General features: G+C 51.5%; 24 protein-coding genes. 14 read left to right on the forward strand and 10 right to left on the reverse strand.

Annotation, left to right across the window (positions count from 1 at the left end):
- Positions 1 to 405 precede the first annotated feature (405 nt).
- Entirely contained in the window at positions 406 to 1,359 is a 954-nt protein-coding gene (locus ACO0LF_RS19650) for a collagenase (RefSeq protein WP_423017055.1), read from the forward strand.
- A gap of 44 nt (positions 1,360 to 1,403) precedes the next feature.
- On the opposite strand, the gene ACO0LF_RS19655 is transcribed toward ACO0LF_RS19650, so the two are convergent.
- The 6 genes from ACO0LF_RS19655 to ACO0LF_RS19680 all read right to left on the reverse strand — a co-directional run bounded on the left by ACO0LF_RS19655 (position 1,404) and on the right by ACO0LF_RS19680 (position 6,230).
- Positions 1,404 to 2,063 carry a methylamine utilization protein gene (locus tag ACO0LF_RS19655; protein WP_423017057.1) on the reverse strand — a complete coding sequence of 220 codons (660 nt, stop codon included), beginning with the start codon at positions 2,061 to 2,063 and terminating at the stop codon, positions 1,404 to 1,406.
- A 27-nt stretch (positions 2,064 to 2,090) separates the two neighbouring features.
- Complete coding sequence (locus ACO0LF_RS19660) at positions 2,091 to 2,528, reverse strand: group I truncated hemoglobin (protein ID WP_423017059.1); 438 nt, start codon at positions 2,526 to 2,528, stop codon at positions 2,091 to 2,093.
- A gap of 46 nt (positions 2,529 to 2,574) precedes the next feature.
- Positions 2,575 to 3,423, reverse strand: coding sequence for a DUF3034 family protein (locus ACO0LF_RS19665; protein ID WP_423017408.1), 849 nt, complete (start codon positions 3,421 to 3,423; stop codon positions 2,575 to 2,577).
- A gap of 179 nt (positions 3,424 to 3,602) precedes the next feature.
- Positions 3,603 to 4,058, reverse strand: coding sequence for a group I truncated hemoglobin (locus ACO0LF_RS19670; RefSeq protein ID WP_423017061.1), 456 nt, complete (start codon positions 4,056 to 4,058; stop codon positions 3,603 to 3,605).
- Between the two features lie 10 nt (positions 4,059 to 4,068).
- The gene (locus ACO0LF_RS19675; RefSeq protein ID WP_423017063.1) at positions 4,069 to 4,926 is read right to left on the reverse strand and encodes a DUF3034 family protein; all 858 of its coding nucleotides are present in this window, start codon (positions 4,924 to 4,926) and stop codon (positions 4,069 to 4,071) included.
- A 149-nt stretch (positions 4,927 to 5,075) separates the two neighbouring features.
- Positions 5,076 to 6,230 carry a tetratricopeptide repeat protein gene (locus ACO0LF_RS19680; protein WP_423017065.1) on the reverse strand — a complete coding sequence of 385 codons (1,155 nt, stop codon included), beginning with the start codon at positions 6,228 to 6,230 and terminating at the stop codon, positions 5,076 to 5,078.
- Between the two features lie 353 nt (positions 6,231 to 6,583).
- Here ACO0LF_RS19680 and ACO0LF_RS19685 point away from each other — a divergent pair, with 353 nt between their 5' ends.
- On the forward strand, positions 6,584 to 8,296 hold the full coding sequence (locus tag ACO0LF_RS19685; RefSeq protein WP_423017067.1) for a diguanylate cyclase domain-containing protein: 1,713 nt from the start codon (positions 6,584 to 6,586) through the stop codon (positions 8,294 to 8,296).
- A 6-nt stretch (positions 8,297 to 8,302) separates the two neighbouring features.
- Here ACO0LF_RS19685 and ACO0LF_RS19690 read toward each other — a convergent pair whose 3' ends face one another.
- Together ACO0LF_RS19690 and ACO0LF_RS19695 are read right to left on the reverse strand one after the other, a co-directional pair.
- Positions 8,303 to 10,675, reverse strand: coding sequence for an EAL domain-containing protein (locus ACO0LF_RS19690; protein ID WP_423017069.1), 2,373 nt, complete (start codon positions 10,673 to 10,675; stop codon positions 8,303 to 8,305).
- A gap of 39 nt (positions 10,676 to 10,714) precedes the next feature.
- On the reverse strand, positions 10,715 to 11,335 hold the full coding sequence (locus ACO0LF_RS19695) for a methylamine utilization protein (protein ID WP_423017071.1): 621 nt from the start codon (positions 11,333 to 11,335) through the stop codon (positions 10,715 to 10,717).
- Between the two features lie 312 nt (positions 11,336 to 11,647).
- On the opposite strand from ACO0LF_RS19695, the gene ACO0LF_RS19700 reads away from it, so the two are divergent.
- Complete coding sequence (locus ACO0LF_RS19700; protein WP_423017073.1) at positions 11,648 to 12,697, forward strand: GGDEF domain-containing protein; 1,050 nt, start codon at positions 11,648 to 11,650, stop codon at positions 12,695 to 12,697.
- Between the two features lie 62 nt (positions 12,698 to 12,759).
- On the opposite strand, the gene yedA is transcribed toward ACO0LF_RS19700, so the two are convergent.
- On the reverse strand, positions 12,760 to 13,647 hold the full coding sequence (gene yedA / locus ACO0LF_RS19705; RefSeq protein WP_423017075.1) for a drug/metabolite exporter YedA: 888 nt from the start codon (positions 13,645 to 13,647) through the stop codon (positions 12,760 to 12,762).
- 125 nt (positions 13,648 to 13,772) lie between these two features.
- Here yedA and ACO0LF_RS19710 point away from each other — a divergent pair, with 125 nt between their 5' ends.
- The 5 genes from ACO0LF_RS19710 (at position 13,773) to ACO0LF_RS19730 (ending at position 18,250) form a co-directional block, all read left to right on the forward strand.
- Positions 13,773 to 14,219, forward strand: coding sequence for an Lrp/AsnC family transcriptional regulator (locus tag ACO0LF_RS19710; RefSeq protein ID WP_232063183.1), 447 nt, complete (start codon positions 13,773 to 13,775; stop codon positions 14,217 to 14,219).
- A 3-nt stretch (positions 14,220 to 14,222) separates the two neighbouring features.
- Positions 14,223 to 15,158, forward strand: coding sequence for a LysR substrate-binding domain-containing protein (locus ACO0LF_RS19715; protein WP_423017078.1), 936 nt, complete (start codon positions 14,223 to 14,225; stop codon positions 15,156 to 15,158).
- Positions 15,128 to 16,243 carry a sensor histidine kinase gene (locus tag ACO0LF_RS19720; protein ID WP_423017080.1) on the forward strand — a complete coding sequence of 372 codons (1,116 nt, stop codon included), beginning with the start codon at positions 15,128 to 15,130 and terminating at the stop codon, positions 16,241 to 16,243. Before ACO0LF_RS19715 ends, ACO0LF_RS19720 begins: the two co-directional genes overlap by 31 nt.
- The gene (locus ACO0LF_RS19725) at positions 16,240 to 16,938 is read left to right on the forward strand and encodes a LytR/AlgR family response regulator transcription factor (RefSeq protein WP_423017082.1); all 699 of its coding nucleotides are present in this window, start codon (positions 16,240 to 16,242) and stop codon (positions 16,936 to 16,938) included. The genes ACO0LF_RS19720 and ACO0LF_RS19725 overlap by 4 nt, the downstream gene beginning before the upstream one ends.
- 112 nt (positions 16,939 to 17,050) lie before the next feature.
- The gene (locus tag ACO0LF_RS19730; RefSeq protein WP_423017084.1) at positions 17,051 to 18,250 is read left to right on the forward strand and encodes an acyltransferase family protein; all 1,200 of its coding nucleotides are present in this window, start codon (positions 17,051 to 17,053) and stop codon (positions 18,248 to 18,250) included.
- Here ACO0LF_RS19730 and ACO0LF_RS19735 read toward each other — a convergent pair.
- Positions 18,220 to 18,702: a DUF1348 family protein gene (locus ACO0LF_RS19735; RefSeq protein ID WP_423017086.1), complete on the reverse strand. Its 483-nt coding sequence runs from the start codon at positions 18,700 to 18,702 to the stop codon at positions 18,220 to 18,222. The two genes, ACO0LF_RS19730 and ACO0LF_RS19735, sit on opposite strands and share 31 nt — an antisense overlap.
- Positions 18,703 to 18,852: 150 nt before the next feature.
- Here ACO0LF_RS19735 and ACO0LF_RS19740 point away from each other — a divergent pair, with 150 nt between their 5' ends.
- From ACO0LF_RS19740 to ACO0LF_RS19765, 6 genes are all read left to right on the forward strand, one after another.
- Complete coding sequence (locus ACO0LF_RS19740; RefSeq protein WP_423017088.1) at positions 18,853 to 19,752, forward strand: LysR substrate-binding domain-containing protein; 900 nt, start codon at positions 18,853 to 18,855, stop codon at positions 19,750 to 19,752.
- A gap of 284 nt (positions 19,753 to 20,036) precedes the next feature.
- On the forward strand, positions 20,037 to 21,278 hold the full coding sequence (locus ACO0LF_RS19745; protein WP_423017090.1) for an ABC transporter substrate-binding protein: 1,242 nt from the start codon (positions 20,037 to 20,039) through the stop codon (positions 21,276 to 21,278).
- A gap of 109 nt (positions 21,279 to 21,387) precedes the next feature.
- Positions 21,388 to 22,212: a carbohydrate ABC transporter permease gene (locus tag ACO0LF_RS19750; protein ID WP_423017410.1), complete on the forward strand. Its 825-nt coding sequence runs from the start codon at positions 21,388 to 21,390 to the stop codon at positions 22,210 to 22,212.
- Positions 22,212 to 23,078 carry a carbohydrate ABC transporter permease gene (locus tag ACO0LF_RS19755; RefSeq protein WP_423017092.1) on the forward strand — a complete coding sequence of 289 codons (867 nt, stop codon included), beginning with the start codon at positions 22,212 to 22,214 and terminating at the stop codon, positions 23,076 to 23,078. The genes ACO0LF_RS19750 and ACO0LF_RS19755 overlap by 1 nt, the downstream gene beginning before the upstream one ends.
- 17 nt (positions 23,079 to 23,095) lie before the next feature.
- A complete protein-coding gene (locus ACO0LF_RS19760) occupies positions 23,096 to 24,160 on the forward strand; it encodes an ABC transporter ATP-binding protein (RefSeq protein ID WP_423017094.1) in 1,065 nt (354 codons plus the stop codon).
- 76 nt (positions 24,161 to 24,236) lie between these two features.
- A complete protein-coding gene (locus ACO0LF_RS19765; protein WP_423017412.1) occupies positions 24,237 to 25,265 on the forward strand; it encodes a LacI family DNA-binding transcriptional regulator in 1,029 nt (342 codons plus the stop codon).
- The last annotated feature ends 95 nt before the right edge of the window (positions 25,266 to 25,360 follow it).

The following is a 25,360-nucleotide window of genomic DNA, read 5'->3' on the forward strand; positions in this document are numbered from 1 at the left end:
ATGAGACGCTTCATGGCCAGGGCGTTCTGCATTTGGTTTCCGGCAATGTTCATACGGGCTTGTCAGCCTGAGCTGTTTTCCTGCTGTTTAGCTCAGACGAGATTTGGGCCCGGACTAAGAGTCATTCACATGAAACCGGGATATGACTCATTTTTTGATCTGATATTTGGGATTGCTGGCTTTGCGTGGTGGACAGCTTTGCAAAAACATCCTGAATCAAAATTTGAAAGCCTTACTGGCGAAACGAAATATACCAAAATAAATATATTAAGGATATATTTATAAAATCATTGTGGTATATTTGTTTCTTCTTGCTGATGCCAGACGTAGAGAATAAATCCGTGCGTGTTTGTGTATGGGCTTAAGCCTTGTGTCAGCACAACTTGAACCGGCAGCGCAGCTACAATGAAATCTCTGGTTCGTGCAGGAATGGGTCTGTTGTACTTTTATGCCAAGGAGGGATGTGCTTTGAAATATGCTGTTACTGTAATGATGCTGTCTGGCTTGATGTCAGGCTGTGCCAACAATATGCCAAAACAGGAAGCCAGGGGGGAGGTTGAGATCAATAAAGTGCTTTCCCGCACCCATATTTGCAGTGCCAGCCTGAGCCTGCGTTCACAAGCCCTGACACCAGAAGATGAAAACAAGTCCTGCCAGATGCTGGGGGTGCTGGAGCAACAATTCCACGACATGTTTGCGACCAGAGGCAAGCCTGTCAAAGATGATCACAACACCAGTCTGAGGGCAAATATCTATCAGTCCAAAGAAGACTTTCAGAAGTATGCAACCCAGCATTTTGATATGCCCACTGATAATGGTGGCATGTATCTGGAAGGCTATCCTGAGCGTCCGGGTAACCAGGCTGAGTTTGTCGCCAACCAGAAAAAAGATGGCAGTGTCCTCAATCTGGGCCATGAGTATGTGCATTACCTCGATGGCCGTTTCAATCTGTATGGCGATTTTTGCGCCAACCTGCACGACTCGCACGCACCACCAGAAAACTGCGCCAAACCTGCGCCACTGACGCCTTATCTGGTGTGGTGGACGGAAGGCGTTGCCGAGTATGTCTCCAGGGGTAAGGATAATCCGCCAGCCCTCAAGGCGGCGGCTGAAAAGACCTATGCATTGAGCCAGCTATTTGACACTGGCTATGAAAACAATAATGGTACGGTCAGGATCTATAGCTGGGGTTATCTGGCCGTGCGCTTCATGATGGAGCAGCACAGGGCCGAGATAGAAAAGATGCTGGTGTTTACCCGCAGTGGTGACTACCCACGTTATCAATCCCTGGTCAGGTCCTGGGGCACCAGCATGGATAGAGAGTTTGCGACATGGCTCGAAAATCTGGGTAAAGTGTAGTTGGAGTGTGGCCGGGCATTCGCGCCCGGCTACATTTTTTTCTTTTAGTAGCCAGCAGATTTTGATTTTCTTGGTACCGGCACAAAGTCAAATTGCCATTTGATGGGCACTGACTGGTCATTCACTTTAACAGTCTGGCTCAATGCCGGTTTGATGCTGCCCAGATTCGGATGCCAGGCCTTGATTTCATAATTGCCGTCCGGTAGTTTATCCAGCATGGCAGCGCCGCTTTGATCAGTCTTGACGAAGTAAGGCGTGTCCAGCACGAGTACGTAAGCACGCATCCAGTTATGCAAGAGACAGTAAACGATGACGATGCCGGGTTTGTCGAAAATCACAGGTGGTGGTACGACACCGCGTTCATAAGTCTTGATTTCAAATTCCTTGATGGCCGAGAAGGATTTTACATGATGTTCCATCTTGTCATAGTTGGGGAATTTGACGAGCGAGCCTGTGCGTATTGCCGTTACATAAGGTGAGAACTGCATATCACTTTGTGCGATGGTGGCTTCAGTTTTCTCTGTGGCCGGCAGGGGCATGCCTATCGGTGTCGCATACACCACTACATCCGCCATGGCATTGCCATTTTTATCGACAGCCTGGAAATTCAGTTTGGCCGCATGTGCCAGTGTTGGTGCTTGCGCGGCGATTGCCAGTGCCAGGGTGAGCAGCAGGCGCTGTGCGTGCAGAAAGAATAGTTTCATTTTGTTTGTCGTCTTTCTTTGCATTGCTTATTTGCTGACTATGGATCGCTGCATGGGAGCCAGTTTGGCGATCAGCTTGTTTTGCACTGATGACGGCACTTCATGTTTTTCCATCGCGACTTGCAAGTCTTCTGCCAGGGCATTGAAATGCGCGTTCGTGACTTGCATATCATGGTGCGCTTCCGTCATGCTGCGGCCGCTGTATTTGCAAGGGCCACCACTGAGTTCACAAAATTGTTCAGTCAGCAGGCTGGCCAGTCGTTCGGTATCGGTATCCTTGAAAGCCTTGTTGATGCGTGCATCTTCCAGCACGATGGCGACAAAGGAATTGACAAAAGTGCTGATACCAGTCTTGCCACCCAGGCTTTGATACAGTGCATCATTGCCGGTTTGCGCATGGGCAGACCCAGCGCCCAGGAAAATCAGAACGACCAAGGTTTTACACAGGCGAGAGAAAATATTCATAATATGTTTTTCTATAAATGATCAGTAGCGAATCGGACACAGGTTCTCAGAATCCGGCTTGCAGGGACAAATACCAGCCACGCTGATTTTTAGGATTGAAGATGGTAATGTCGCCCAAGGTCGCATAGGCGGCAGTGACGGATACATTTTTAGTCGGGAACCAGGCCACGAAGACATCGTAATAATCTTTTTCATTGTCGACTCCCAGATTGCGCGGTTTCATGCGGTACTCGGCACCGATGGCCAGTTTACGGTTCAGCAAATAGGCGACCGAGGTTTCCAGCATGGGCCGATAGCTATCTTTCTTGTCGCCGCCAAAACCCAGAATGCCCATCTGGTTCGCCTTGGTCAGGCGTAGCGTGCCATTCAGCAACAGACTTTGTTCCAGCAAGATCTTGGTGGCAGAGACATAGTAGTCAACACCGCTGTCATCCTTTGCACCCAGTTGTTTGACATTCGTCACGCCCAGTGCTCCCAGGCCGCCTATGCCCTTGTTGCGCTTATACATGGCACCCACGGCAATTTGCGGCATCGGGCTGTCTTGCTCATAGACGGCATCGCCTGCGATTTTGACTTTAACGCCAAAAATATCCTGTTTGATGTTCAAGGCATTCAGGGGGGCCAGTGAGCCGGTGAATTCCTGGCTGGCCAGTGACAACTCTACCCGGTCTGCGATGCCGACCGCGACGCCATAGGTTTTCAGGCTGTAATCCTGGGTAGTGACCTGGGTATAGTGGGCATTGGCACCATAGCTGTCGCGCGTGCCATAACCAGTAATCAATGCCCATGGCGTCAGGCCGCCACCGCCTGCGCCTTCAAGCTGGCTGACACCGCCGGTGGCAGTCAGTTTGCCCATATCGGGCTTCAGCATGTCCTGCGCCTGGCTGGCTTGCATGCAGGCAGCCGCGCTCCCCAACAAAGCCAGAGTGATGAATTTTCTCTTTATTTGCATCTTATTCCTCTTGATCAAACGGCAATTTCACACGGCAAAACCGTGCATCTGCTGTATATACGAAGACGACTGCAATTCAGATTCAGAGAGATGCAAAAAAATACTAAGATCGCACGCAAGTGCTAAGGCTGGGCTTTGGGAAAAACGATATCCCGTTTCATCGGTGCCAGCAGGGCCATCAGGCGGTTTTGTGTGGTGGAGGATATGGCCAGTTTGTCCATTGCGATTTGCACATCTTCTGCCAGCGCATAAAATTGTGCGGCATTGATGCCCAGGCCCTGGTGCACGGTTTTCATGTCATCGCCACTGTATTTGCAAGGCCCTGCGCTGATGACGCAAAATTGCTCTTTGAGTAATTGCGCCAGCCTGGGCATATTGGTGTCCTTGAACGCAGCCTTGATACGCTCATCCTGGAGGACGATGATGATGGTTTCATCCACGATCTGGCTGATGCCGCTTTCACTCCCCAGAGCTTGATACAGGCTTGGCGTTGCAGTCTGGGCGCAGGCGCCAGGCGCGTTTGCCATGACAGCAAACAGCAGGGCTACCATGACAGGAGCGGAAGGTGTCAGTTTCATGTGCTTATCCTCAATTGCCGATTTGCAGTGACAAATACCAGCCACGCTGATTTTTGGGATTGAAGACGGTGATGTCACCCAGATGTGCATAAGCCAGTGTCAATGAGACTGCCTTGCTGGGGAACCACGCCAGAAAGGCGTCGTAGTAAGCTTTTTCATTATCGACGGCCAGATTCTGTGGCTTCGCACGGTACTCCACACCTGCGACCAGTTTGCGATTGATCAGATAAGCGACTGAGGCCTCGGGCAGGAGCTGGTAATGATTGCGCTTGTCGCCGCCAAATCCCAGCAGGCCCATCTGGTTGGCTTTGCTGAGGCGCAAAGTGCCGTTGATGAGCAGGCTGTGGTCCAGTAACAGCTTGGTCGCCGACACATAGTAATCAACACCACTATCGTCCACTGCCCCCAGTTGTTTGACGCTGGTCACACCCAGTGCCTCCAGACCTTTGACTGCATGATTGCGCTTATACATGGCCCCGATGGCAACTTGCGGTTGCCAGTTATCCTGATCGGTGACCAGATCACCAGCAACTTTGAGTTTGATACCGACGATGTCTTGCTGTAATTCCAGCTTGTCCAAAGGGGCCAGGCTGCCTGTAAATTTTTGTGTCGCAAGGGACATTTCCAGCTTGTCGGCGATGCCTACAGCCACTCCGGCAGTTTGCAAACGATAATCCTGGGTGCTGACCTGGGTGATATGCAGATTTACCCCATAGCTGTCTTCACTGCCGTAACCGGTAATGGTCGCCCATGGTGTCAGGCCACCGCCACCTGCGCCTTCGAGCTGTATGACACCGCCAGTTGCCAGCAACCGGCCTTTATCCGGCGCGGGCAAACTCTGGGCAAAGCTGGTATCAGTCTGTGCCATGCACAACAGAGTCAGACAGAAAATAAGCTTTTGTTTTCGAGGCAGCATGATATAAATCGTCGCGACTGATGATAGTTAGCCAGCATCTTGCTGGCATGAAACGTACAGGACTTATTTATACTAGCCAGGTGAAACTTGTTCAAGACGAATTAACGCTTTGCAACAAGTACTGCAGTTTTGTTGGCATTAGTTTCACGCGCTGGAGATTTGAGTTTGGCCTGCGCTTTGGCTTGCCCCAGGCTGGCAGTTTCCTGCAAATCTGCCTGCTCTTGCGCCCCCGGCAGCATGGCCAGCTGGGTGAACAAATTCAAGGCTAAATGGTAATCGCGCCGGTCCAGCGCGACGTCGGCCAGCACGCTGATGGTCAGCGCATAATTGCGTGAATTGGTGAGTTTAGCCAATTGCTCCAGTGATTCATGCAACATCTGCTCAGCTGCATCAAGCGAGCCCATTTTGCGCAAGGTGTCACCGATTTGCATCAGGCAATTGCCTATGCTGGGGGACCAGCCAGTAGGCTTGGCCAGTTTCAATGCCTTTTGCAACCATTCCAGCGCAGATTCAAAATCATTTGCATTGCTATAGTTATAACCTATATTGGCCGCAGTCAGGATGGCGCGGCGTATCTGGCCAGATTCCAGGCATTGTTCATATGCCTTGCTTAAAAACACGACCGATTCCTCGAGCTGACCATTCAAGCCTGCATGCAAGCCCAGGAAGTCATTCATCAAGGCTGCCAGACCGGCATGAATCTCCTTGGGCGGGCTACGCGACTCAAAATGGCGGTCAAAATATGATTTTGCCAATTTATCATCGCGCAAGACGGCCACTCTGGCCAATGCTGCTGCCGTGCATTGCTTGCGCAGGATATCGTCGGCCTTACTGGCTTCATCGATAGAAATCGCCATTTCTATATCGCATTCGACATGCTTGCCCTGATCAGAAAACACAAAGCCCAGCATGCGGTGAGCATCGCTCAGGCTGGCAGGGTCAAGATGCACATCAGGATGTCTGAGTATGGCTTGTACGATGGCGGCAGCACCTTCCAGGTCGGCATGCAACCATTTCTCTTCTGCCCTTATTAATTGCAGGCGGAGGTAAACCAGGGCCTTGTCGGTGTCGCTGCGGTTTGAATTATTCAGCAAGTTACTGATTTGTTCGCACAGCGCCAGTGCCTTGCTGCTATCACGCTGACGCAAATGCCAGGCGAGTTTGAGCATTTCGTCAAGATGTTCTTGCGCCACCAAGTCGGTCAAACCTTGCTCTAAGTGCTTAACTTCGCGATCGGTGGCGTATAAATCCATCATATATTGTTTGCTGAAAAGAAATTTCATTCAGCGTAAGCGATTCAAATGTTAAAAGAAATGGATGAAAAGCTAAGCTATGGTTAGTATCTTGTTTTGAAAAAAATGTATCTCAGTTCGTTGAATAAAATCAGTTTTGATGAGTTTCACTATCACAATACGCAAGATTTAATGTCTGTGTTGTTACAGATGTTGGTTTTAACAATTTTTAACGGTATATACTAGCCCTGATTTTCTTTCCGGGAGTAATGGATGCCCCATCCAGAGATGACAGGCCCTGAGGCTTGACGCTGGTGTGAGGAAGGAAGAGCGGGATAGCAAACAAAAATTACTAATAGCTTTTTTTGAGCCCGAGTATGAGTCGTTCGTCTTTGCGTCGAGAATTGGTAATACCGATTATCGTGCTAGTGATAGGTGTGTCTGCTGCCATAGGTTGGGTCTCCATGAAGGCCGGGACGGATGCCGTCTATACCCTGACCCAGCGCATCCTCATCGATATGGTCAATCGCATCAATCATGCGACTGAAAAACATCTGGATGGTGCCCTGATTGCGCTGGAGTCGGTCGCACCCAGCTCGGCCAATTTACCCAGGGAGCAAAGTTTCTCATCTGACATGAAGGCGCTGGAAGAGAAGTTCTGGTCTGCCAGTGGCTTGTTCATGGATGTGAACAATTATGTTTATTTCGGTGGCAACGACGGGCGTTTTGTTGGCGTCTACCGCATATCCAGGGAAATGGTGCAGTTATTCTGGCGTGAGCCTGACAGCGGCAAGCGCACGGTGTTTCGGGTCAATCATGTGGGTGATCGCTCGAATGTCTTGCGCAGTGATGATTTTGATCCGCGCCTGCGTCCCTGGTACAAGATAGCGCAAAATTCAGAAAAGCCAGTGTGGTCAAAAATTTATAATAATTTTTCTTTCCATTTTCCCACGATTACCCTGGCCAAGGCTGTGTATCAAAAGGACCATGAATTTGTCGGCGTCATGGCCACCGATCTGACGCTGAAAGAGTTGTCAAACTTCTTGCGCAAACTCGAAATCAGTAAAAACAGCGTCGCCTACATCGTTGATGCTGATGGCTACATCGTTGCGACTTCTGGTCAGGAATTGCCAGAGCGCACAGTCAATGGCACGCCAGAACGCATGCGCGCCATCGACATGAAGACACCTCTGATCAGTGAAACATTCCAAAAGGTGGCGAACCTGAAGTTACCAGCTACCCAGACACAATCGATGGAACTCAGCAATGGCACTGTCGATGTGGCGATTTCACCTTTGGGTAATAAGCAGGGGCTCAACTGGCTGACCGTGGTGGCCGTGCCGCGCGCCGATTTCATGAGCAGTATCAACCAGGGCTTTATGCAAAGCATGGTGATCGCCCTGGCTTGCGTCATCTTTGCCCTGACCATAGGCCTGACCATTGTCGAGCGTGTCATACGCGATGTGCGCAAGCTGACTTCAGCGGCAGAAAAATTTGGTAATGGCGAACCCATGCCCAGCCTGCAAATTCGCCGTACCGACGAGATAGGCATGCTGGCCCAGACCTTTGTCGAGATGGAAAACAAGCTGCGCTATGACAAGTTGACCCAGGTGGCGAACCGTGAATCCCTGTTTGCCCAGATCAATTACTTGCAAAAAATGGCACTGGAAAACCCTGGTTCCAGTGAGGGATTCACCTTGCTGTTTATTGATCTGGATCGCTTTAAATACATCAATGATAATCACGGCCACGATGCGGGTGACAAGGCCCTGGTGATTATTGCGGCCCGCCTGCGCTCTGCCATACGCGAGACGGATGAGGTAGCGCGCTATGGCGGTGATGAATTTGTGCTGCTTTTAAAAGATACCAAGAATTCCATAGACATCAATAATATGGTGGAAAAAATCTGCAGTGTCGTTGAGCAGCCGATTTCACTCGATGACATCGTGGTCAGCGTCGGCGTCTCTGTGGGCTGGGCCAGTTTCCCTGAAGATGGCAGTGACTATGTCCGCCTTATCAAGATTGCCGATAGCCGCATGTATAACCGCAAGCGTGACCGCAAATCCAGCCAGTTTGTCCACCTGGCCTGAGCTGCATCATCCAGCTGGCGTATGCTGTTCTTGCCATTTGAGCAGCCAGGATGGCAGATCGGCTGAAGGCATGGGTTTGCTGATGTAATAGCCTTGGGCCTGGTCGCAGCCCAGTTCTTTCAGCAGTTGCATGACTTCCAGGTTTTCCACCCCTTCAGCGACGACACGCAAGCCCATATTGTGGCCAAGGTCTATGGTGGATTTGACGATCTTGGTGTCATCGATATCCGTTTCCATTTTCAGCACAAAAGACTTGTCGATTTTCAGTTCATGGACAGGCAGGCGTTTCAGGTAAGCCAGCGAAGAATAGCCAGTACCAAAATCATCTATCGATAATTCCAGGCCCATGGCATGCAGGCGATCAAGCGTCTGGAAAGCCCGGACCGGGTCATCCATGATGGCACTCTCCGTGATCTCCAGGCAAAATGAGGCAGGTTCCACTTCATGATTTTGCAGTATCTGGGCAAATTTGCCAGGCAAGTCCTGGTCCAGTAAATCGCGGGTGGAAATATTCACCGAGATCTTCAATTGTATTCCCTGCTGTTGCCATACATGGCATACACGCGCCGCTTCATTCATGACCCAGTGAGTGAGCTGGCGGATAAAGCCAGTTTGTTCGGCAAAAGGAATGAATTGATCGGGGAAAATAAAGCCGCGCTCGGGATGTATCCAGCGTACCAGGGCTTCGACGGCAATCACCTGGCCATGATCCAGCCCCACCTTGGGCTGCACATACAGACGGAAAGCCTGATGCTCCAGCGCTGCTCGCAATTCGCTCAGCAATGACAGGCTTTGCTGGCTGGATTTATCAATATCGGGCGAATAGATGACTGCACCGCTATTGCCTAGTTTTGCTGCATACATGGCGACTTCGACACGACTGAGCAAGCTCTGGGCATCGCTGGCATGTTCCGGGAAACCAGCGATGCCTATGCCTGCGCCCAGGTCGACGGTCTGGTCTTCTATGGAGATCGGTTTTTCCAGCGAACGCAAGATACGGTTGGCCAGGTCCAGCGCATTTTTCTTCGAGCTATTCGGCAAGAGTATGGCGAATTCATCACCTCCCAGGCGCGCTGGTTTGGTGCCACCCGTGCCAAGTTCCGCTGACAGGCGTATGGCGACCTGATTCAGCAGGATGTCACCGAAGCGATGGCCCATGACATCATTGACATGCTTGAAACGGTCCAGGTCCATCATCAGGACAAAGCAGGATTTTTCATGGGAACGGGCACTGGCGATGGCTTCTTCCAGCATGTCGGTAAACAGGGCGCGGTTTGGTAAATTGGTCAGGGTGTCCCAGTAAGCCAGGCGGCTGATTTCTTTTTCACGCTGGGCGATGCCGTCACGCATGGTCATGAAGGTGCGTGCCAGGTCACCAATTTCATCTTTTTGCTTGACGTTGATGGTGGCGGTGTAATCGCCGGCACCCAGGCTACGGGCAGTTTCTGCCAGTTGGCGTACCGGGTTGGTGATGCGTCTGGCCGTGATGACACTGACGATACTGGCAACGATAGCGCCCAGCACCGTCAGTATCAAAAGATTGCGCTGCAATTCTTTGTACGGTGCTACTGCTTCGCTGATGGATAGTTGCAGCACGGCGATGGCATTGTATTGTTCGTTGTGTGCCAGCGGAAGAATATGGGCGCTATATTGGTCCTCTTCAATTTGCAGAGGCATGGCCCTGACTTGCTGGCCGGCAGGTGGCATGAGTTTGGCCAGTTTTTGTGCATATTCATCGCTCAGGGTGGAGACATTGGTTTTCCAGTTGGCACCCTGGTCGGATGTCAGCAAGCTGATTTGCATATTTGGTTGATAGCGCATTTCATTGACCAGGTTCTTGCCCATGGGGATACCCATGACTATCCAGGCGATGGTGACCGGGGCCTGGACTGGTGCAACGAGGAATTGATACGGCCTGCCATCGACAATGGCGCTGCCGGAAGCGCTGCCGGTTTTTTCTGCCGTAGCAATGAGTGCACTGACGGTCTGTTGCAAACTACCCTTGCGCAAGTCTTGCAGGTTGGCATTGGTGGACAGGCTGATTTTTCCATCCAGTTCTGCGAGTATGGCTAAATCCGAACCTATCCTGTCACCGTGATTGGACAGGGTGGAAATAATGGTAGCCACGTCCTTGCTTGCAATCGCTTGTATAAAACCATATTCACGCCCCAGCACGGTAACGCTTTGCAGGAATTTCTGGGCGTTTTGATCCAGTACCTTTTCAAAGACTCTTTCATTGATTTTCAAGCTGGCTTCAACCGCCTGGCGCGCATTTCTGTCTATGGCATTGCCAATGGCAAAAAAAGCCGCCAGTTGCACACTCAACAGCAAACCGATGAAGAGAGTGACGACGCGATTTTCCAGACTATGCACACGCATGGACTTTCCTTGAAATAAGCGTGGAAATAATGATCTTATTTATCCGGCTTTGTAACTCAATTTTATATTCACATTGACAGCATTGCTGTCTATTTGCAGAGGCTGTTCTGGTATGGCTGCGCTGGGTGGCTGTTTTGGGTGCCAGGTTTTCAAGGTATATTTGCCAGCAGGTATGCCAGGCAAGCGGGCTTTGCCACTGGCATCCGTCTTGGCAAAATAGGGGGTGTCAACAATATGTATATACGCCACCATCTGGTCGTGGATATTGCAGCCGACTACCACGGTGCCTGGTTTGTCAAAAATGATGGGCGCGGCCGGCTTGCCAGAATACAGCTTGAGCTCAAAGGGCTTGGCGGGTGAAAATGAATAGGCATGATGCCTGACCGTATCATTATTAGGAAAGGAAATCGAGGTGCCAGTTTGCACGGCGGTCACAAAGGGCAGGAATTTCTTGTCTTTTTGCTGGATTTCCGCCGTAGCTGCCTTGGTGAGCTGCGGCCCGCTCGCCAGCTCCGCATACACTACCGCATCCTGAACCGGCTGGCCGCTGTTATCGGTCACCTGGATTACGGCATCGGCATGCGCCGCGCTGCTGAGTATCAACATGGCAGTCATGCCTGCCAGTGCCTGGGCAAAGAATTTTAATATGGGACGATACATGTTTCATCCTGCCAGAAAAGTGGTTGAAATGACCTCTTGTTATATTACTGTAGTTCTGCGCAGTACAGAAACTCTGGCCTGATTTACCAGGGATTTACTGTGGATATTTAGTGCATCTTGCCTAAAACCAGCTCGCGCAGGAATTGTTTGTAGAATATCAGGTAAAGCCAGCCCTGTTTGTTATACTATTGTATAAGGGCAATTTGCATACTCTGGCGTGCTATTGCTTGTTTGGTTTATTGTTGGCGAGTTCGTACTGGTAATTTATGCAGGATCGGCTGGAATCGGCAGGAAGATGCAGGAATACGGGGCATGGAATCAATCATTAAACACCTGGTAGAAATTACCGGGCATCGCGATCATGACTTACTGAATATTTCAGTAATTACTGCGCTGCGTCAATTGACCCACGCAGAGTCGGCGCGGGTACTCGACGTGGTTTCCATAGGCCAGCAAGTTTTCATCAAACCGCATATCAGCATACAGGATGGCAATGTCGCCATCACTGACGAAACCCAGACTGCACCCTCATCAAGTGACTTGATAGAGCAATACCCGCAGTTGAAAGAAGGTATCGCACTGCAGCAACAGGTCATCGAGCATTCCATAGACGGCGGCAAGATTATCTGGTTGCCTATCTGGATCAATGACAAGTTGCACACTTGCCTGGAAATCTACAAGCCTGCCAATTACACCACGACCACCATGGAAGTCGTCAGCGGCATGCTGATTGTCTACCGTAACTTCCAGAACCTGCTTGATTATAGTGAGCGTGACTCATTAACGGGTTTGCTCAATCGCAAAACTTTTGATGATAATTTTTCCAAGGTCTTGCGTAGCAGTGCCTTGCAACAACAAGCCAGCACCGAGGCAGAACGCGAAGAAGAAGAGCGCCGCAGCCATGAGCCTGAACGCCAGCACTGGCTGGCCGTATTGGATATTGACCATTTCAAGCGTGTGAATGACCAGTTTGGTCATTTATATGGGGATGAAGTCCTGATCCTGATCGCCAATCTCTTGCGCAGTTCTTTCCGTCCTTCAGACCGTCTGTTCCGCTTTGGGGGGGAGGAGTTCGTGATCTTGTTGCGCTCCACTTCGCAAGAAGATGCGCATAGTATTTTTGAACGCTTTCGCCAGAATGTGGAGCAACACCATTTTCCACAGGTGGGGACGGTGACCATCAGCATAGGTTATGCCCGTATAGACCCGTTTGAACCTGCCGTCGCCATTGTTGGCCGGGCTGACCAGGCCCTGTATTTTGCCAAGACCAGTGGCCGCAACCGTACCTGTTATTATGATGCGCTGGTGAGCAGCGGCGACTTGCACACTGAAGTTTCCAACGATACTGCTGAATTCTTTTAAGCCTGGCCTGGAACCAGCCGCCGGAATGGCCAGGCTTGCATCGACATCATCATCACCTGCATTTAGCTGGCAGCCTGTTCCTTGTTCTTCTTGTGCGCACTGGTCATCATGATGACGCTACCCAGAATGATGCTCATGGCCAGCATTTCGCGCATGGATAAATGTTCGCCACCAAACACCACACCCAGGGCAACCGCAATTACCGGGTTGACATAGGCATAGCTGGCAGCCAGGCCGGCCGGCACCTTGGAGAGCAAATACATATAGGCAGTAAATGCCAGCAGCGAGCCAGCCACTACCAGGTAAGCCCAGGCAGCTACTGCATTGACGGTGACTTCACCTGTCAGTTGCTCACCCTTGCACAGGCTGATGATAAACAGGAACAAGCCGCCCACCAGCATCTCACTGGCAAAGCCCATGCCGCCCGCCGCCATCTTGAGTTTCTTTTGCGACAAAATCGAACCCACGTCCCAGCACAGTATGGCCCCGAGCAAAAACAGTATGCCTAAAGGCTGGGCCGAGAATTGTCCATCAGACGCCAGCAACAGGGCACCGGCAAAACCGCAGAGTATGCCCGTCCATTCACGGCGTTTGGGCCAGTCACCAAACAGGCCAGACAAGCCGGACAAAATCATGGGCGAGCAGGCAATGAAAACGGCTGCCAAGCCGGACGACACATATTGCTGCGCCACCGCTGTCAAGCCAGTGCCACCACCCAGCATCAAAATGCCGACGATGCCACCATCACGCCATTCACGCAAAGTCGGGTTGGCTGCGCCGCGTGATTTTTGCCAGACATACAGGATAGCTCCTGCGACCAGAAAGCGCGTACCTATCATCATGAAAGGCGGAAAAGCTTTCAAGGCCACCTGTATGGCAAAGTAAGTGGAACCCCAGACTATATAGACGGTGAGCAGGGCGAGCAGGACTTGTCGTGGCAGATGGCGCATGGCTGAGGAGGCATAGATTAAATTCAGGCAATCAGTGTATGTTAGTGAGATCGATTTTTAAATGGATAATCAAAGGTAAATCAGGTACATTTCTTTTAATCTCAACGAAAAAACAGGATTTTTCCATGAAGATAGAATTGGATATGATGGATGGCAAAATCCTTGAGATCTTGCAGGCCGATGCCAGAGTCACCATGGCCGAGATAGGGCGACGCATACATCTCAGCCAGCCAGCAGTGACCGAAAGGGTCAAGCGCATGGAAGCAGCCAATGTCATCACCGGCTATCATGCCAGGGTCAATCCTGAAGCTTTGGGCTATGGCATCACCGCCTTTGTGCGTATTGCCAGTCGTGCAACCGATACGCCAGTCTTAAAAATTGCCGAGCAAGTACCAGAAGTAGTTGAATGCCATGCGATTACCGGCGAAGATTGCGTAATCGTCAAGGTGGTCGCACCTTCAGTACGCGAGCTGGAGCGCGTGATCACCAGCCTGGCACGTTGTGGCGTGACCTCGACTTCCCTGATACTGTCCTCCTCAATAGAAAGACGGGCCATCAAGCCTGTGGAATAAAACATGGAATTGCGCCAGCTACGTTATTTTGTTGCCATCGTCGATCACGGCTCGCTGTCGCGTGCAGCGCGTGTGCTACATATAGTGCAACCGGCCCTGACCCAGCAATTACAGCAACTCGAAGAAGAGCTGGGCGCGATGCTGTTGCACAGGTCGGCGCAAGGTATGCAAGCCACGGACGCTGGCAAAATATTCTATGAACATGCGCTGGCGATTTTAAAACAGGTCAGCGATGCCAGATCAGCCGTTGCCCAATCGACTGACAAGCCCAGCGGCACGGTGGCGCTCGGCATACCGCAAAGTGCTTCGGGCGCGCTGGCCTTCCCTTTATTGAAAGCCGTACGTAGCGCCTACCCCGACATCGTGTTTCAACTGACAGAAGAATTGACGGGCAATCTGACTGAACAATTACGCTCAGGTCGCTTGAATCTGGCGATTTTGTTTGATGATGGTCAGTTGGGCAGTTTTGCCAGCAAGCCACTGGTAGAAGAAGAAATGATGTATATCACGCGCACGGATTCACAATTTGCCTGTAAGCACAAATCGATTACCCTGGCCCAGGCCTTGCAGGCCACCCTGATTTTACCCAGCATACAACATGGTGTGCGGCCACGCATAGAGCAGGTAGTCAGACAGCAGGGCAAGCATATAGAGAATGTCATCGACATCACTTCGATAGCAATCCTGAAGTCCGCCTTGCTGGCCGACATGGGCGCTACCATCTTGCCAGTCTCACCGCTGCTGGCAGAAATTGAGCGTGGTGAAATGCGCGCCTGTCCCATCAGCGATGTGCAGCTATCGCGTACCGTGACCTTGTGCGCCTCCAGGAATATACCCTTGACGAATGCCGCCATGGCAGTCGAAAAACTGGTGCTGGAGCTGACGCGGGACTTGAGCGCCAGCGGAAAATGGCTGGGCACCAGCAATCTGGTGACCTGACGATGGAAGAAAAGTCGTATTGGGTGAAAATCAAAAAACCGGTACTGGCAGGCTGGTTTTTATTCTGGATATTAATGATCACCGTGGCCGTGCAAGACCATTTGAAAGGTGGCGGCCAGCATATCTGGGAACCGATATTCTGGGAAAGCTCATCTGCTCTCGTAGGCACTGCCCTGCTCTTGCTGCAAAGACGCAAGCTGACTGACAGGCGTTTATTGCAGACGCCAGCCAAATGGTTCTGGCAGCAAATCCTGCCTCTGCCTTTGCTGAGTGCGGTATTTGTCATCGCAGTGTATAGCTTGCGCCATGCTGTGTATGCGGCGCTGGGCTTGAGTTATCAGCATGATGGCTGGATCAAGGTTTACATCTATGAGTGCAGCAAGATATTCCTGTTTTTTGGTATGTTCTATGTTGTGATTTTTGGTTTGCAAGCTTATGCATCTCTGATGGAAGAAAAAGAGCAGGCAGAAAAATCCCAGGCCCTGTTACGTGAAGCGCAATTGCACAGGCTGACGCAGCAGATGCAGCCGCATTTTCTGTTCAATGTACTCAATACCATTTCATCGCTGATGTACACCGACGTCAAGCTGGCCGACACAGCCCTGAGCCAGATCGCCGCACTCTTGCGCGCCAGCATGGACCTGGGCCAGCATAGTGAAACCAGCCTGGCAGATGAATTGAAACTGCTGCAAGCCTATGCGAAATTGATGAGCCTGCGCTTTGTCGACAGAGTGGAGATCAACTGGGATATTGCCGATGAGCTGCTGGACAATAAAGTGCCCATCATGAGTCTGCAAACCATACTTGAAAACAGTTTCAAACATACGGTAGAAAAACGCAGCCAGCTGACGCATATCAAGATCAGTGCATATACAGAGTCAGGGCAAGCCATCATACGCATTGAAGATGATGCCGGGCATTTGCGAGAGGACGGCCAGGCTGCAGGCCTGGGCATCAGCAATCTGCGCCAGCGTCTGCAAGTCTTGTATCAGGGCAGAGCCAGCCTGCAGTTGAGCGATTTGACACCATCTGGCGTTATCACCGAGCTGCGCCTGCCCCTTGCTAATGGGAGCCTAGCCAGATGAAAATTATCATTGTCGATGATGAAGCCTATGCCAGAGACAAACTCAGGCGCCTGGTGGCCGAGCATGTGACAGACGCCATCGTATCGGAAGCCAGGGATGGCAAGGAGGCGCTGGTCTGCATACAAAAGCAGCAGCCTGATCTGGTCTTTCTTGATATACAAATGCCAGAGATGGATGGCATCACTGTTGCCAGTCAATTGACTGCACCTGTGCCACTGATCGTTTTTGTCACCGCCTATGACCAGTTTGCCCTGCAGGCTTTTGATGCGAATGCGATAGACTATCTGCTCAAGCCTTATGATGAGGCGAGATTCTTGCGGGCCTTACAAAGAGTCAATGAACGCAGGGCTAGCGCAAAGAAAATCCAGGCGGACCAGCATTTACTCTTGAATGAAAAAGGCCGCGTCACGGTCATCAAACTGGCCGACGTCATACGGCTGGAAGCTGCCGATAATTATGTGCTGATCTTTACCAGCCAACAGCAGCATATGATGCGACTAACCTTGTCGGGTTTGCAGGATAGGCTGGGTCAGGGTTTTGTGCGTTGTCACCGCAGCCATATCGTCAGACTGGATCAGATTATCCAGGTCTTGCCAGCACAAAAGGGTGATGCAGAACTGCTGTTGCAGAATGGCTTGCGCCTGCCATGCAGCCGCCAGTATCGCGACGATGTTGTCGCGGGACTAAATCGCTAAAAGACCGGTGCATCCATTTCACCCCTGCTGAAATCCAGTTAGCCACATTTGTCTGGCGGAACGCTGATCCAGCTTTTAATCTGCCTGCTGTGTTCATTAACAGAGCAGAGCCATGACTAATCCCGCTATTACAGCTCCAGCTTCGCCATCCCAGCGTCTATACTTTCTCGACTGGGTCAGGATCATTGCCTTCTTCCTGCTGATCCTGTATCACACAGGCATGTACTATGTGGAATGGGGCTGGCATGTCAAGAGCCCGCATGCCAGCAGCGCGATACAACCGCTGATGATGCTGACCAGCCCCTGGCGTTTGAGCCTGCTGTTTTTTATCTCTGGCGTGGCGTCTGCCTTCATGCTGGAAAAAATCGCTACCGGCAAATTCCTGCGCAGCCGCAGCCTGCGTCTTTTGCTGCCACTGATCTTTGGCATGTTCGTCGTGGTGCCGCCACAGGCTTATCTGGAAGTGGTAGAAAAACTCGCTTATGCAGGCAGCTACGGCGAATTCATGCAGCTCTATGTGCATCACTATCGCGGTTTCAAGATAGGGGGAGGTGTGCTGGATCTGCCCACCTGGAATCACCTGTGGTTTGTTGCCTACCTGTGGGTATATAGTGTGCTGCTGTGGTTCTGGCTGGCTTTCAAGCCTGCGTGGTTCCAGGCTGCCCGCAACTGGCTGCAAAAGCAGATGAAGGGTTGGCGCATCCTGGTTTTGCCTGTTGCTTACCTGGCGCTGGTACGTATGGGTTTGTTCAGTTCTTACCCACCAAATAATGGCCTGGTAGCTGACTGGTATAACCATGCCTGTTATTTGTTTATCTTTACATTCGGTGCCCTGATCGCCAATTCCCAGGCATTCTGGCAAGAGCTTGCCAGCATGCGCTGGCTGGCCCTCAGAATAGCTGCATGTGGCTGGTTGTTCCTGATTATCTATTTCAGCTTCGAATATGATGCAACACCACAGTGGTTCATCATGCTCCAGCGCGGCGTATGGGTTTGCATGGCCTGGTCAGCGATTATTGCAGCCTGTGGCTATGCGAAGCAGTACCTGAACTTTGACAGCCCGGCAAGGCGCTATCTGACGCAGGCAGTGTTTCCTGTGTATATCCTGCATCAGACTTACATCGTCATCATGGCGCATGGCATGAAACCGCTGGCCTTGCCTGCCCTGCCGGAGGGTATCTTGCTGGTTGCGCTGACAGCAGCGACCTGCTTCCTCAGTTACGAGATCATACGCCGGGTGTTTTTCCTGCGACCTTTGTTCGGACTTGATCTCGGTCTGGCTTATAAGCCAAGAGCACTGAGTCCGGGATGATCATCTGGCCTGCGACCCTGGGGCCAGTGAAACAGGCGCTGATCTGCGCTGATGCGCAGATCATTGATGCTGGCAAATCGTTTATGCATGAGACCATTCTCAGCGAATTCCCAGTTCTCATTGCCGTAAGAGCGTGTCCAGTTGCCCTCATGATCGCAACTCTCATAGGCAAAGCGCACGGCAATGCGATGCTCGCTGTATACCCAGATTTCCTTGATGAGGCGGTATTCACGTTCTGCCGCCCATTTGCGTTGTAAAAACTCTCTGACCTGCTCACGTCCCTGCGGGAATTCATGGCGATTGCGCCATATGGTATCGACTGTATAAGCCAGCACTACCTTGTCCGGGTCGCGACTATTCCAGCCATCTTCTGCCATGCGTACTTTTTGTATTGCCGTTTCCAGTGTGAAAGGCGGCAAAGGCGGGCGTGCAATTTCCTGTGATTTATCCATGTGAGTTCTTCCTGTTTCTATCTAATGTTAGGACGAGAGAGGTGATGAGTTTTAAAATCAGGCTCCAATTTATGCTATATCGTTTGTGTGAAGAATACTCATCATTTACAATAGATTATTGTAAATCCCGGAATAATCAAGTGAGGTGCCATGGATAAGCTGCATTTAATGACCGTCTTTGTGGCCGTAGCCGAAGAAGAGGGCTTTGCTGCGGCTGCACGTCGCCTGGCCATGTCGCCACCGGCAGTCACGCGTGCCATTGCTGCACTGGAAGCCAGGCTCAGCGTCAAGTTGCTCAATCGCAGCACCCGCTTTGTCCGGGTGACTGAGGCGGGCCAACGCTATCTGGAAGATGCGCGCCGCATCATTGCCGAGGTGGAAGCGGCAGACGAGGCGACGGCCGGTATCAATGCCGAGCCGCGCGGACATTTGACGGTGACTGCGCCTGTGCTGTTTGGCAAAATGTTTGTCATGCCCAGTGTCGTCGATTATTTACAACGCTATCCCGGCATGGATGTATCTGCCTTGTTTCTGGACCGTGTCGTGAACTTGCTGGAAGAGGGTGTTGATGTAGGCGTGCGCATAGGTGAGTTACCAGACTCCAGCATGAAGGCCATACGGGTAGGGCAGATACGCCGCGTCCTGTGTGCTTCGCCCGCCTACCTGGAAGCGCATGGCACGCCCGCCAGCCCGCATGATCTGGGCAAGCACAGTATTATTGCCGCCACTGGTGTCACTCCCATGGTGGAATGGCGTTTTACCCATGAAGGGCAGAATATGGCCGTCAAGGTCAAGCCACGTCTGACTATCAGCAGCATTGATGCCGCCATAGAGGCCAGCCTGGCTGGTCTGGGTATCAGTCGCCTCCTGTCTTATCAGGTGGGCGGGCATTTTGAGAGTGGCTTATTGCAGCGCATCATGCAGGCCTATGAAACTGCGCCCTTGCCTATCCACGTAGTGCATAGAGAAAGTCGCTATGCCTCGGCCAGGGTCAGAAGCTTTGTTGACCTCATCGTTGCGCAATTGCGGGAAAAAATGGTGCAGCACTGAAAGCAAGCTTGATTTCTCAATCTGTAGTTGCCTGCATAGCTTGGGTCCTTGTGATCCATGATGACTATGTGTTGACACTGGAAAACCCAGGGTGTTATATTTTGCCTGGATTTATGGGAACGTTTCCAATTTATTTGGCTACTTAATTGCCTACTTTATTGTCTCTACGCAAGTAGCATGCAAATAATGGAAATTAACCTGAATTTGATCGCAAGAAAAGAAAGAAAAAACAGAAAAAAGCAGGCGATGAACTGCTGTCTGTATGCCGTCAACACGGAGACAAAATGCGTAAACTGAATAAACTGGCGCTGTCCATCTTATTGGGCAGTCTGGCATCCATGAGCTTACCTGCGCAGGCAGGCGGGCAAAAAGCCGAAGTCATGCACTGGTGGACTTCCGGCGGTGAATCTGCCGCGGTTGCCAGGTTTGCTGATGCCTATCGTGCTGCGGGCGGTATCTGGACTGACACTGCCATTGCTGGCGGTGACCAGGCTCGCTCTGTTGCCATCAACCGCATGGTAGGGGGTAATCCGCCGACGGCGGCACAGTTCAATATTTCCAGACAATTCCAGGACGTCGTCGAGCAAGGCATGTTGAATAATGTCGATGAGGTCGCCGCCAGGGAAAACTGGGACAAGACCTTGCCAGAACCGATACGCAATGTGCTCAAGATCAAGGGCCATTATTATGCCGTGCCCGTGAACATTCATATGCCAACCTGGATATGGTATTCCAAGGCGGCTTTCAAAAAAGCTGGCATAGACAAAGAACCAGTGACGCCGGATGACATGTTCGCTGCGCTCGATAAACTCAAGGCAGCTGGCTTGATCCCACTGGCACATGGCGGTCAGGCCTGGCAAGAAACTATCGTCTTCATGGCCATGCTGGCGAATGTCGGCGGCAAGGATCTCTACCTGAGCGTGATACGTGACCGTGATGCCGCCGCCATGAATTCTGAGGCCTTTCGCAAAGTGCTGTTGAGTTTCAAACGTCTGCATACTTATATTGATACCGCATCTCCAGGCCGCAACTGGAATGACACTACAGCCTTGCTCATCAACGGCAAGGCTGGCATGCAAATCATGGGCGACTGGGTCATGGGTGAGTTCGTCGCTGCCAAACAAGTGGCAGGTCGTGAATATGGTTGCCTGCCTGGCCTGGGGCCAAAAGCACCTTATCTGATACAGGGTGATGTCTTTGTTTTCCCCAAGACCAGCAATGCTGAAACCATCAAGTCGCAAAAACTGCTGGCCAGCATCATGGTCGCCCCTGGTCCGCAAGTGGAATTCAATAAACTCAAAGGCTCTATCCCGGTGCGCAATGACGCTGATGAGACGCAAATGAATCTGTGTGCCAAAGCCGGGATGGAAATCATGAAAGATAAAAGCCGTCACGCAGGCATAGGTGAAATTTATCTGACGCCCGACCAGAATGGTGCTTTGACAGATGTCTTGACGGCCTACTGGAATACCAATATGCCTGTAGAAAAAGCGCAAAAGAATATCATTGCTGCGCTGAAAAACTAAGCGTAATCAACCGGCAGATACCAGCATACGCATGCAAGTCAGCTCTCATCACACCAGGCGCAAAGGCAAGCTGCATTTGAAGCTCATACCTCATGCAGCATTGCTGCCCATGAGCCTGACTGTGGTTTTTGGCTATCTGGCGACCGTCTTATGGACATTAAAAATATCGCTGAGCAGCTCGCGCACTTTGCCACTGGATAATTTCGTTGGCCTGGTACAGTATGAACGTCTGTTTGACAATGAGCGCTGGCTCTTGTCACTGAATAATCTGGCTGTGTATGGCGTGATCTTCATCATTGCCTGCGTCATCATCGGGTTTTTGCTGGCAGTTTTCATAGACCAGAATGTCACGGGCGAAGGTGTCTTGCGCACCATCTTCCTGTATCCCTATGCCATGTCTTTCGTCGCTACTGGCCTGGTCTGGCAATGGATGCTGACACCCGGCATAGGCGTAGAACATGGTATACGGGCATTGGGTTTCAAGGATTTTAAGTTTGACTGGATCATTGATCAGGACATGGTCATCTACACCATCGTTATTGCCACGGTATGGCAAGCCTCGGGCCTGGTCATGGCCATGCTGCTGGCAGGTTTGCGCGGCATAGATGAAGATATCTGGAAAGCTGCCCGCATGGATGGCATACCGGCCTGGCGCGTTTACCTGTCCATCATCATTCCCATGCTGGCACCAAATTTCGCAACGGTCTTGCTGTTGCTGGCAACTGCAGTCGTCAAACTCTTTGATGCCGTCGAAGCCATGACCCAGGGGGGGCCCGGCACGGCCAGTGAAGTACCAGCCAAGTTCATCATGGACCATTTGTTCGGTCGCGCCAATCTGGCGCTGGCCTCGGCAGGTGCCATCATGATGCTGCTGCCGGTGTTGGCCTTGCTGATCCCTTATGCCTATGCGCGTGCCCGCAAGGGGAAGGCATAATGCTGCAAGCACGACGGAAATGGACACCAGCCCGCATAGGCATTTACGCCTTCCTGCTGACTGCGGCAGCATTCTTCTTGCTGCCGCTATATATCATGCTGGTGACTTCTTTTAAATCCATGGACGAAATCCGTCTGGGAAATATCTTTGCCTTGCCCCTGCAATTCACGCTGGAACCCTGGCGGCAAGCCTGGAGCACGGCTTGTACAGGGGTCGCCTGCGAAGGCATCAGTGGCGGCTTCTGGAACTCGGTGGCGATTACCTTGCCGAGCACAGTATTGGCCATCTTCCTTGGTGCCCTGAATGGCTATGCCTTGTCATTCTGGCGGCCACGCGGTGCGCAAGTCTTGTTTGGTATCTTGCTGGCAGGGGCTTTCATCCCTGTACAAGTCATGATGTTCCCCCTGGTGCGTGTGCTGGCGGTGCTGAATATCTTCAGTACTCTGCCCGGCATCGTCATGGTGCATGTGATCTTTGGCATGCCTATCATGACTTTGCTATTCCGTAATTATTACCTGGGCATACCGCAGGAATTGTTTCATGCGGCACGCATAGATGGTGGCGGGTTTTTCCGCATCTTCGTGCAATTGATGCTGCCCATGTCATTGCCCATGATAGTCGTGGCGTCCATCATGCAAGTCACAGGCGTATGGAATGACTACATCCTCGGCCTGGTATTTGCCGGGCGCGAGCATTTACCCATGACGGCGCAACTCAATAATGTCATCAACACGACGACGGGCACGCGGATGTATAACGTCAATATGGCAGCCACCATCTTGACGGCCATGCTACCACTCACCATCTATTTCATATCAGGCCGCTGGTTTGTACGCGGCATCGCCGCTGGCGCGGTCAAGGGTTAAAGGCTAAGGATGAATGCATGGCATATGTAAGTCTTAAGAACCTGGGCATAGAACTTGGTGGTTACAAGATCATAGAGCAACTCGATCTGGATGTGCAGGAGGGTGAGTTCCTGGTCTTGCTGGGCCCATCCGGTTGCGGCAAATCTACCCTGTTGCATAGCATCGCTGGCTTGATCGACATTGCAACCGGAAGTATAGAAATTGCAGGCAAGGATGTCAGCCATGCCGAACCCAGTGACAGGCAAATAGGCATGGTGTTCCAGTCCTATGCGCTTTACCCCACCATGACGGTGGAAAAGAATATGTCTTTTGGTTTGCGCATCAATGGTGTGCCAAAAGCCGAGATACACAAGCGCATAGCGCGGGTAGCCGAGATGCTGCAATTGCAAAGCCTGTTGCAGCGCAAGCCAGCGCAATTATCTGGTGGGCAAAGACAAAGGGTGGCGATAGGTCGTGCGCTGGTCAGAGAGGCCAGAGTATTTCTGTTCGATGAGCCGCTGTCTAATCTGGACGCCAAATTGCGCACAGAACTGCGCCGTGAGCTTAAACTCTTGCATCAGAATCTGGGGTCCACCATGTTGTATGTCACGCATGACCAGGTCGAGGCCATGAGCCTGGCCAGCCGCATTGTCGTCATGCGGGCTGGCAAGATACAGCAACTGGGTACGCCATCGGAAGTGTATGAGCGTCCGGCCAATCTGTTTGTGGCAGGCTTTTTGGGGGCACCTGCCATGAATTTCATCGCGGGCAAGCTCGATAGTGAGAAAAAATTTATCAACGAGCATATACAACTGGACTTGTCGGCGTATGCCGCGTCACCGCAGGCAACGAGGGCTGAAGATGTGGTACTGGGCGTCAGGCCCGAGCATATGCACATACATGCGCATGGTACCTACAGTGTGCAACTAAGCCTGGTCGAGCCCATGGGCAATCACCAGTTGCTGTGGCTAAAGCTGGGTAATCAATCCTTGTGTGTGCTTGATCATGACAATCGCAGCTTCAGCTTGAATGAGAACCTGCGTTTTAATATTGATACTGCCAAAGTTTCCCTGTTCAACGCAGGAACTGGCATGCGCCTATAATCGATGAAAATTGTTTACTGCAAGCAAGGTAATATTTTTATATACTGGCCAGATATACACTATGGAAAAGAATCAAGTGGCGACGATCAAAGATGTGGCCCGCCTGGCGGGTGTGGGATTGGGTACGGCTTCACGCGTGGTCAGCGGCAAGGGCTCAGTGTCGGCCAAGACCGGTGAGCGCGTCAGGAAGGCAATAGCAGAGCTGGATTTTCGTCCTTCGCATGCGGCCCGCAGCCTTTTGTCTGGCAGCTCGCAAATGATAGGCGTGTATATTCCTGTGCTAAAGGGCACTTTCTACATGCCCATACTGCAATCCATTGATACTGAGTTACGTCTGGCAGGTTTGCATATGGTGGTGGCCTTTGGCGTAGGTATAGGGGATGAACGACGCCAGGGTGTCGAAGGCATAGAGTTTTTGATGGAGCGTGGTTGCGACGGTCTTATCGTCATGAGCAATGTATTGACCGATGAAGATTTTTCTATCCTGGGTCAAAAGCGTGATCGTCTGGTCGTCCTGAATCATGCCTCGGAAGCGATTACTGAGCAGTGCTTCACCGCCGACCATGTACAGGGCGGTGTCATGGCTGCCCGCGCCTTGCTGGAATACAAGCATAAAAAAATTGCAGTCATCGCCGGGCCATCAACGGCACCGGATAATGTGGAACGTATCAATGGCTTTCTCGGCGAACTGAACAGGGCAGGTATCAATACTGCCGACATGTGGATAGCCGAAAGCGACTTCTCGCCTGAGGGCGGCTGGAATTGCGCCAAGGAATTGCTGGATTCTGGTAGTCCTTTTACTGCAGTGTTTTGCGCGAATGATGAAATGGCCCTGGGCGCTTTATCTTATTTTCAGCAAGCGGGTATATGCGTGCCGCATGATGTGTCGGTCATCGGTTACGATGATACTCTGAGTGCCGCCTATGCCGCACCGCCGCTGACGTCGGTGCACATACCCTGGCGTGAAGTCACGCTCAGTGCGCTCAATGAATTATTGAATCGCTGCTATGGCAGCCATAGACCAGTACAGCGCGATTATGAGATCAAAGTGACCATGCGCGCATCCCTGGCCAGGCCCGGCAATGCAAGACGTAAAACCAGCTGATTTTTTCTGAGCATTTCTATCTATTTTAACCAGCGATAAGACATCAGAATTTCCCGCTGGAATGTGTTGTGGAAAGTATGCAAATAAAACTAAAA

The sequence above is a fragment of the Undibacterium sp. Di27W genome, assembly GCF_049340345.1.
Classification (GTDB): Bacteria; Pseudomonadota; Gammaproteobacteria; order Burkholderiales; family Burkholderiaceae_D; genus Undibacterium.

Coding starts and splice junctions, on each gene's coding strand:
- ACO0LF_RS19650 (WP_423017055.1), top strand. CDS start 406: ATGAAATCTCTGGTTCGTGCAGGAATGGGTCTGTTGTACTTTTATGCC.
- ACO0LF_RS19655 (WP_423017057.1), bottom strand. CDS start 2,063: ATGAAACTATTCTTTCTGCACGCACAGCGCCTGCTGCTCACCCTGGCA.
- ACO0LF_RS19660 (WP_423017059.1), bottom strand. CDS start 2,528: ATGAATATTTTCTCTCGCCTGTGTAAAACCTTGGTCGTTCTGATTTTC.
- ACO0LF_RS19665 (WP_423017408.1), bottom strand. CDS start 3,423: ATGCAAGCCAGCCAGGCGCAGGACATGCTGAAGCCCGATATGGGCAAA.
- ACO0LF_RS19670 (WP_423017061.1), bottom strand. CDS start 4,058: ATGAAACTGACACCTTCCGCTCCTGTCATGGTAGCCCTGCTGTTTGCT.
- ACO0LF_RS19675 (WP_423017063.1), bottom strand. CDS start 4,926: ATGGCACAGACTGATACCAGCTTTGCCCAGAGTTTGCCCGCGCCGGAT.
- ACO0LF_RS19680 (WP_423017065.1), bottom strand. CDS start 6,230: ATGATGGATTTATACGCCACCGATCGCGAAGTTAAGCACTTAGAGCAA.
- ACO0LF_RS19685 (WP_423017067.1), top strand. CDS start 6,584: ATGAGTCGTTCGTCTTTGCGTCGAGAATTGGTAATACCGATTATCGTG.
- ACO0LF_RS19690 (WP_423017069.1), bottom strand. CDS start 10,675: ATGCGTGTGCATAGTCTGGAAAATCGCGTCGTCACTCTCTTCATCGGT.
- ACO0LF_RS19695 (WP_423017071.1), bottom strand. CDS start 11,335: ATGTATCGTCCCATATTAAAATTCTTTGCCCAGGCACTGGCAGGCATG.
- ACO0LF_RS19700 (WP_423017073.1), top strand. CDS start 11,648: ATGGAATCAATCATTAAACACCTGGTAGAAATTACCGGGCATCGCGAT.
- yedA (WP_423017075.1), bottom strand. CDS start 13,647: ATGCGCCATCTGCCACGACAAGTCCTGCTCGCCCTGCTCACCGTCTAT.
- ACO0LF_RS19710 (WP_232063183.1), top strand. CDS start 13,773: ATGAAGATAGAATTGGATATGATGGATGGCAAAATCCTTGAGATCTTG.
- ACO0LF_RS19715 (WP_423017078.1), top strand. CDS start 14,223: ATGGAATTGCGCCAGCTACGTTATTTTGTTGCCATCGTCGATCACGGC.
- ACO0LF_RS19720 (WP_423017080.1), top strand. CDS start 15,128: ATGGCTGGGCACCAGCAATCTGGTGACCTGACGATGGAAGAAAAGTCG.
- ACO0LF_RS19725 (WP_423017082.1), top strand. CDS start 16,240: ATGAAAATTATCATTGTCGATGATGAAGCCTATGCCAGAGACAAACTC.
- ACO0LF_RS19730 (WP_423017084.1), top strand. CDS start 17,051: ATGACTAATCCCGCTATTACAGCTCCAGCTTCGCCATCCCAGCGTCTA.
- ACO0LF_RS19735 (WP_423017086.1), bottom strand. CDS start 18,702: ATGGATAAATCACAGGAAATTGCACGCCCGCCTTTGCCGCCTTTCACA.
- ACO0LF_RS19740 (WP_423017088.1), top strand. CDS start 18,853: ATGGATAAGCTGCATTTAATGACCGTCTTTGTGGCCGTAGCCGAAGAA.
- ACO0LF_RS19745 (WP_423017090.1), top strand. CDS start 20,037: ATGCGTAAACTGAATAAACTGGCGCTGTCCATCTTATTGGGCAGTCTG.
- ACO0LF_RS19750 (WP_423017410.1), top strand. CDS start 21,388: ATGAGCCTGACTGTGGTTTTTGGCTATCTGGCGACCGTCTTATGGACA.
- ACO0LF_RS19755 (WP_423017092.1), top strand. CDS start 22,212: ATGCTGCAAGCACGACGGAAATGGACACCAGCCCGCATAGGCATTTAC.
- ACO0LF_RS19760 (WP_423017094.1), top strand. CDS start 23,096: ATGGCATATGTAAGTCTTAAGAACCTGGGCATAGAACTTGGTGGTTAC.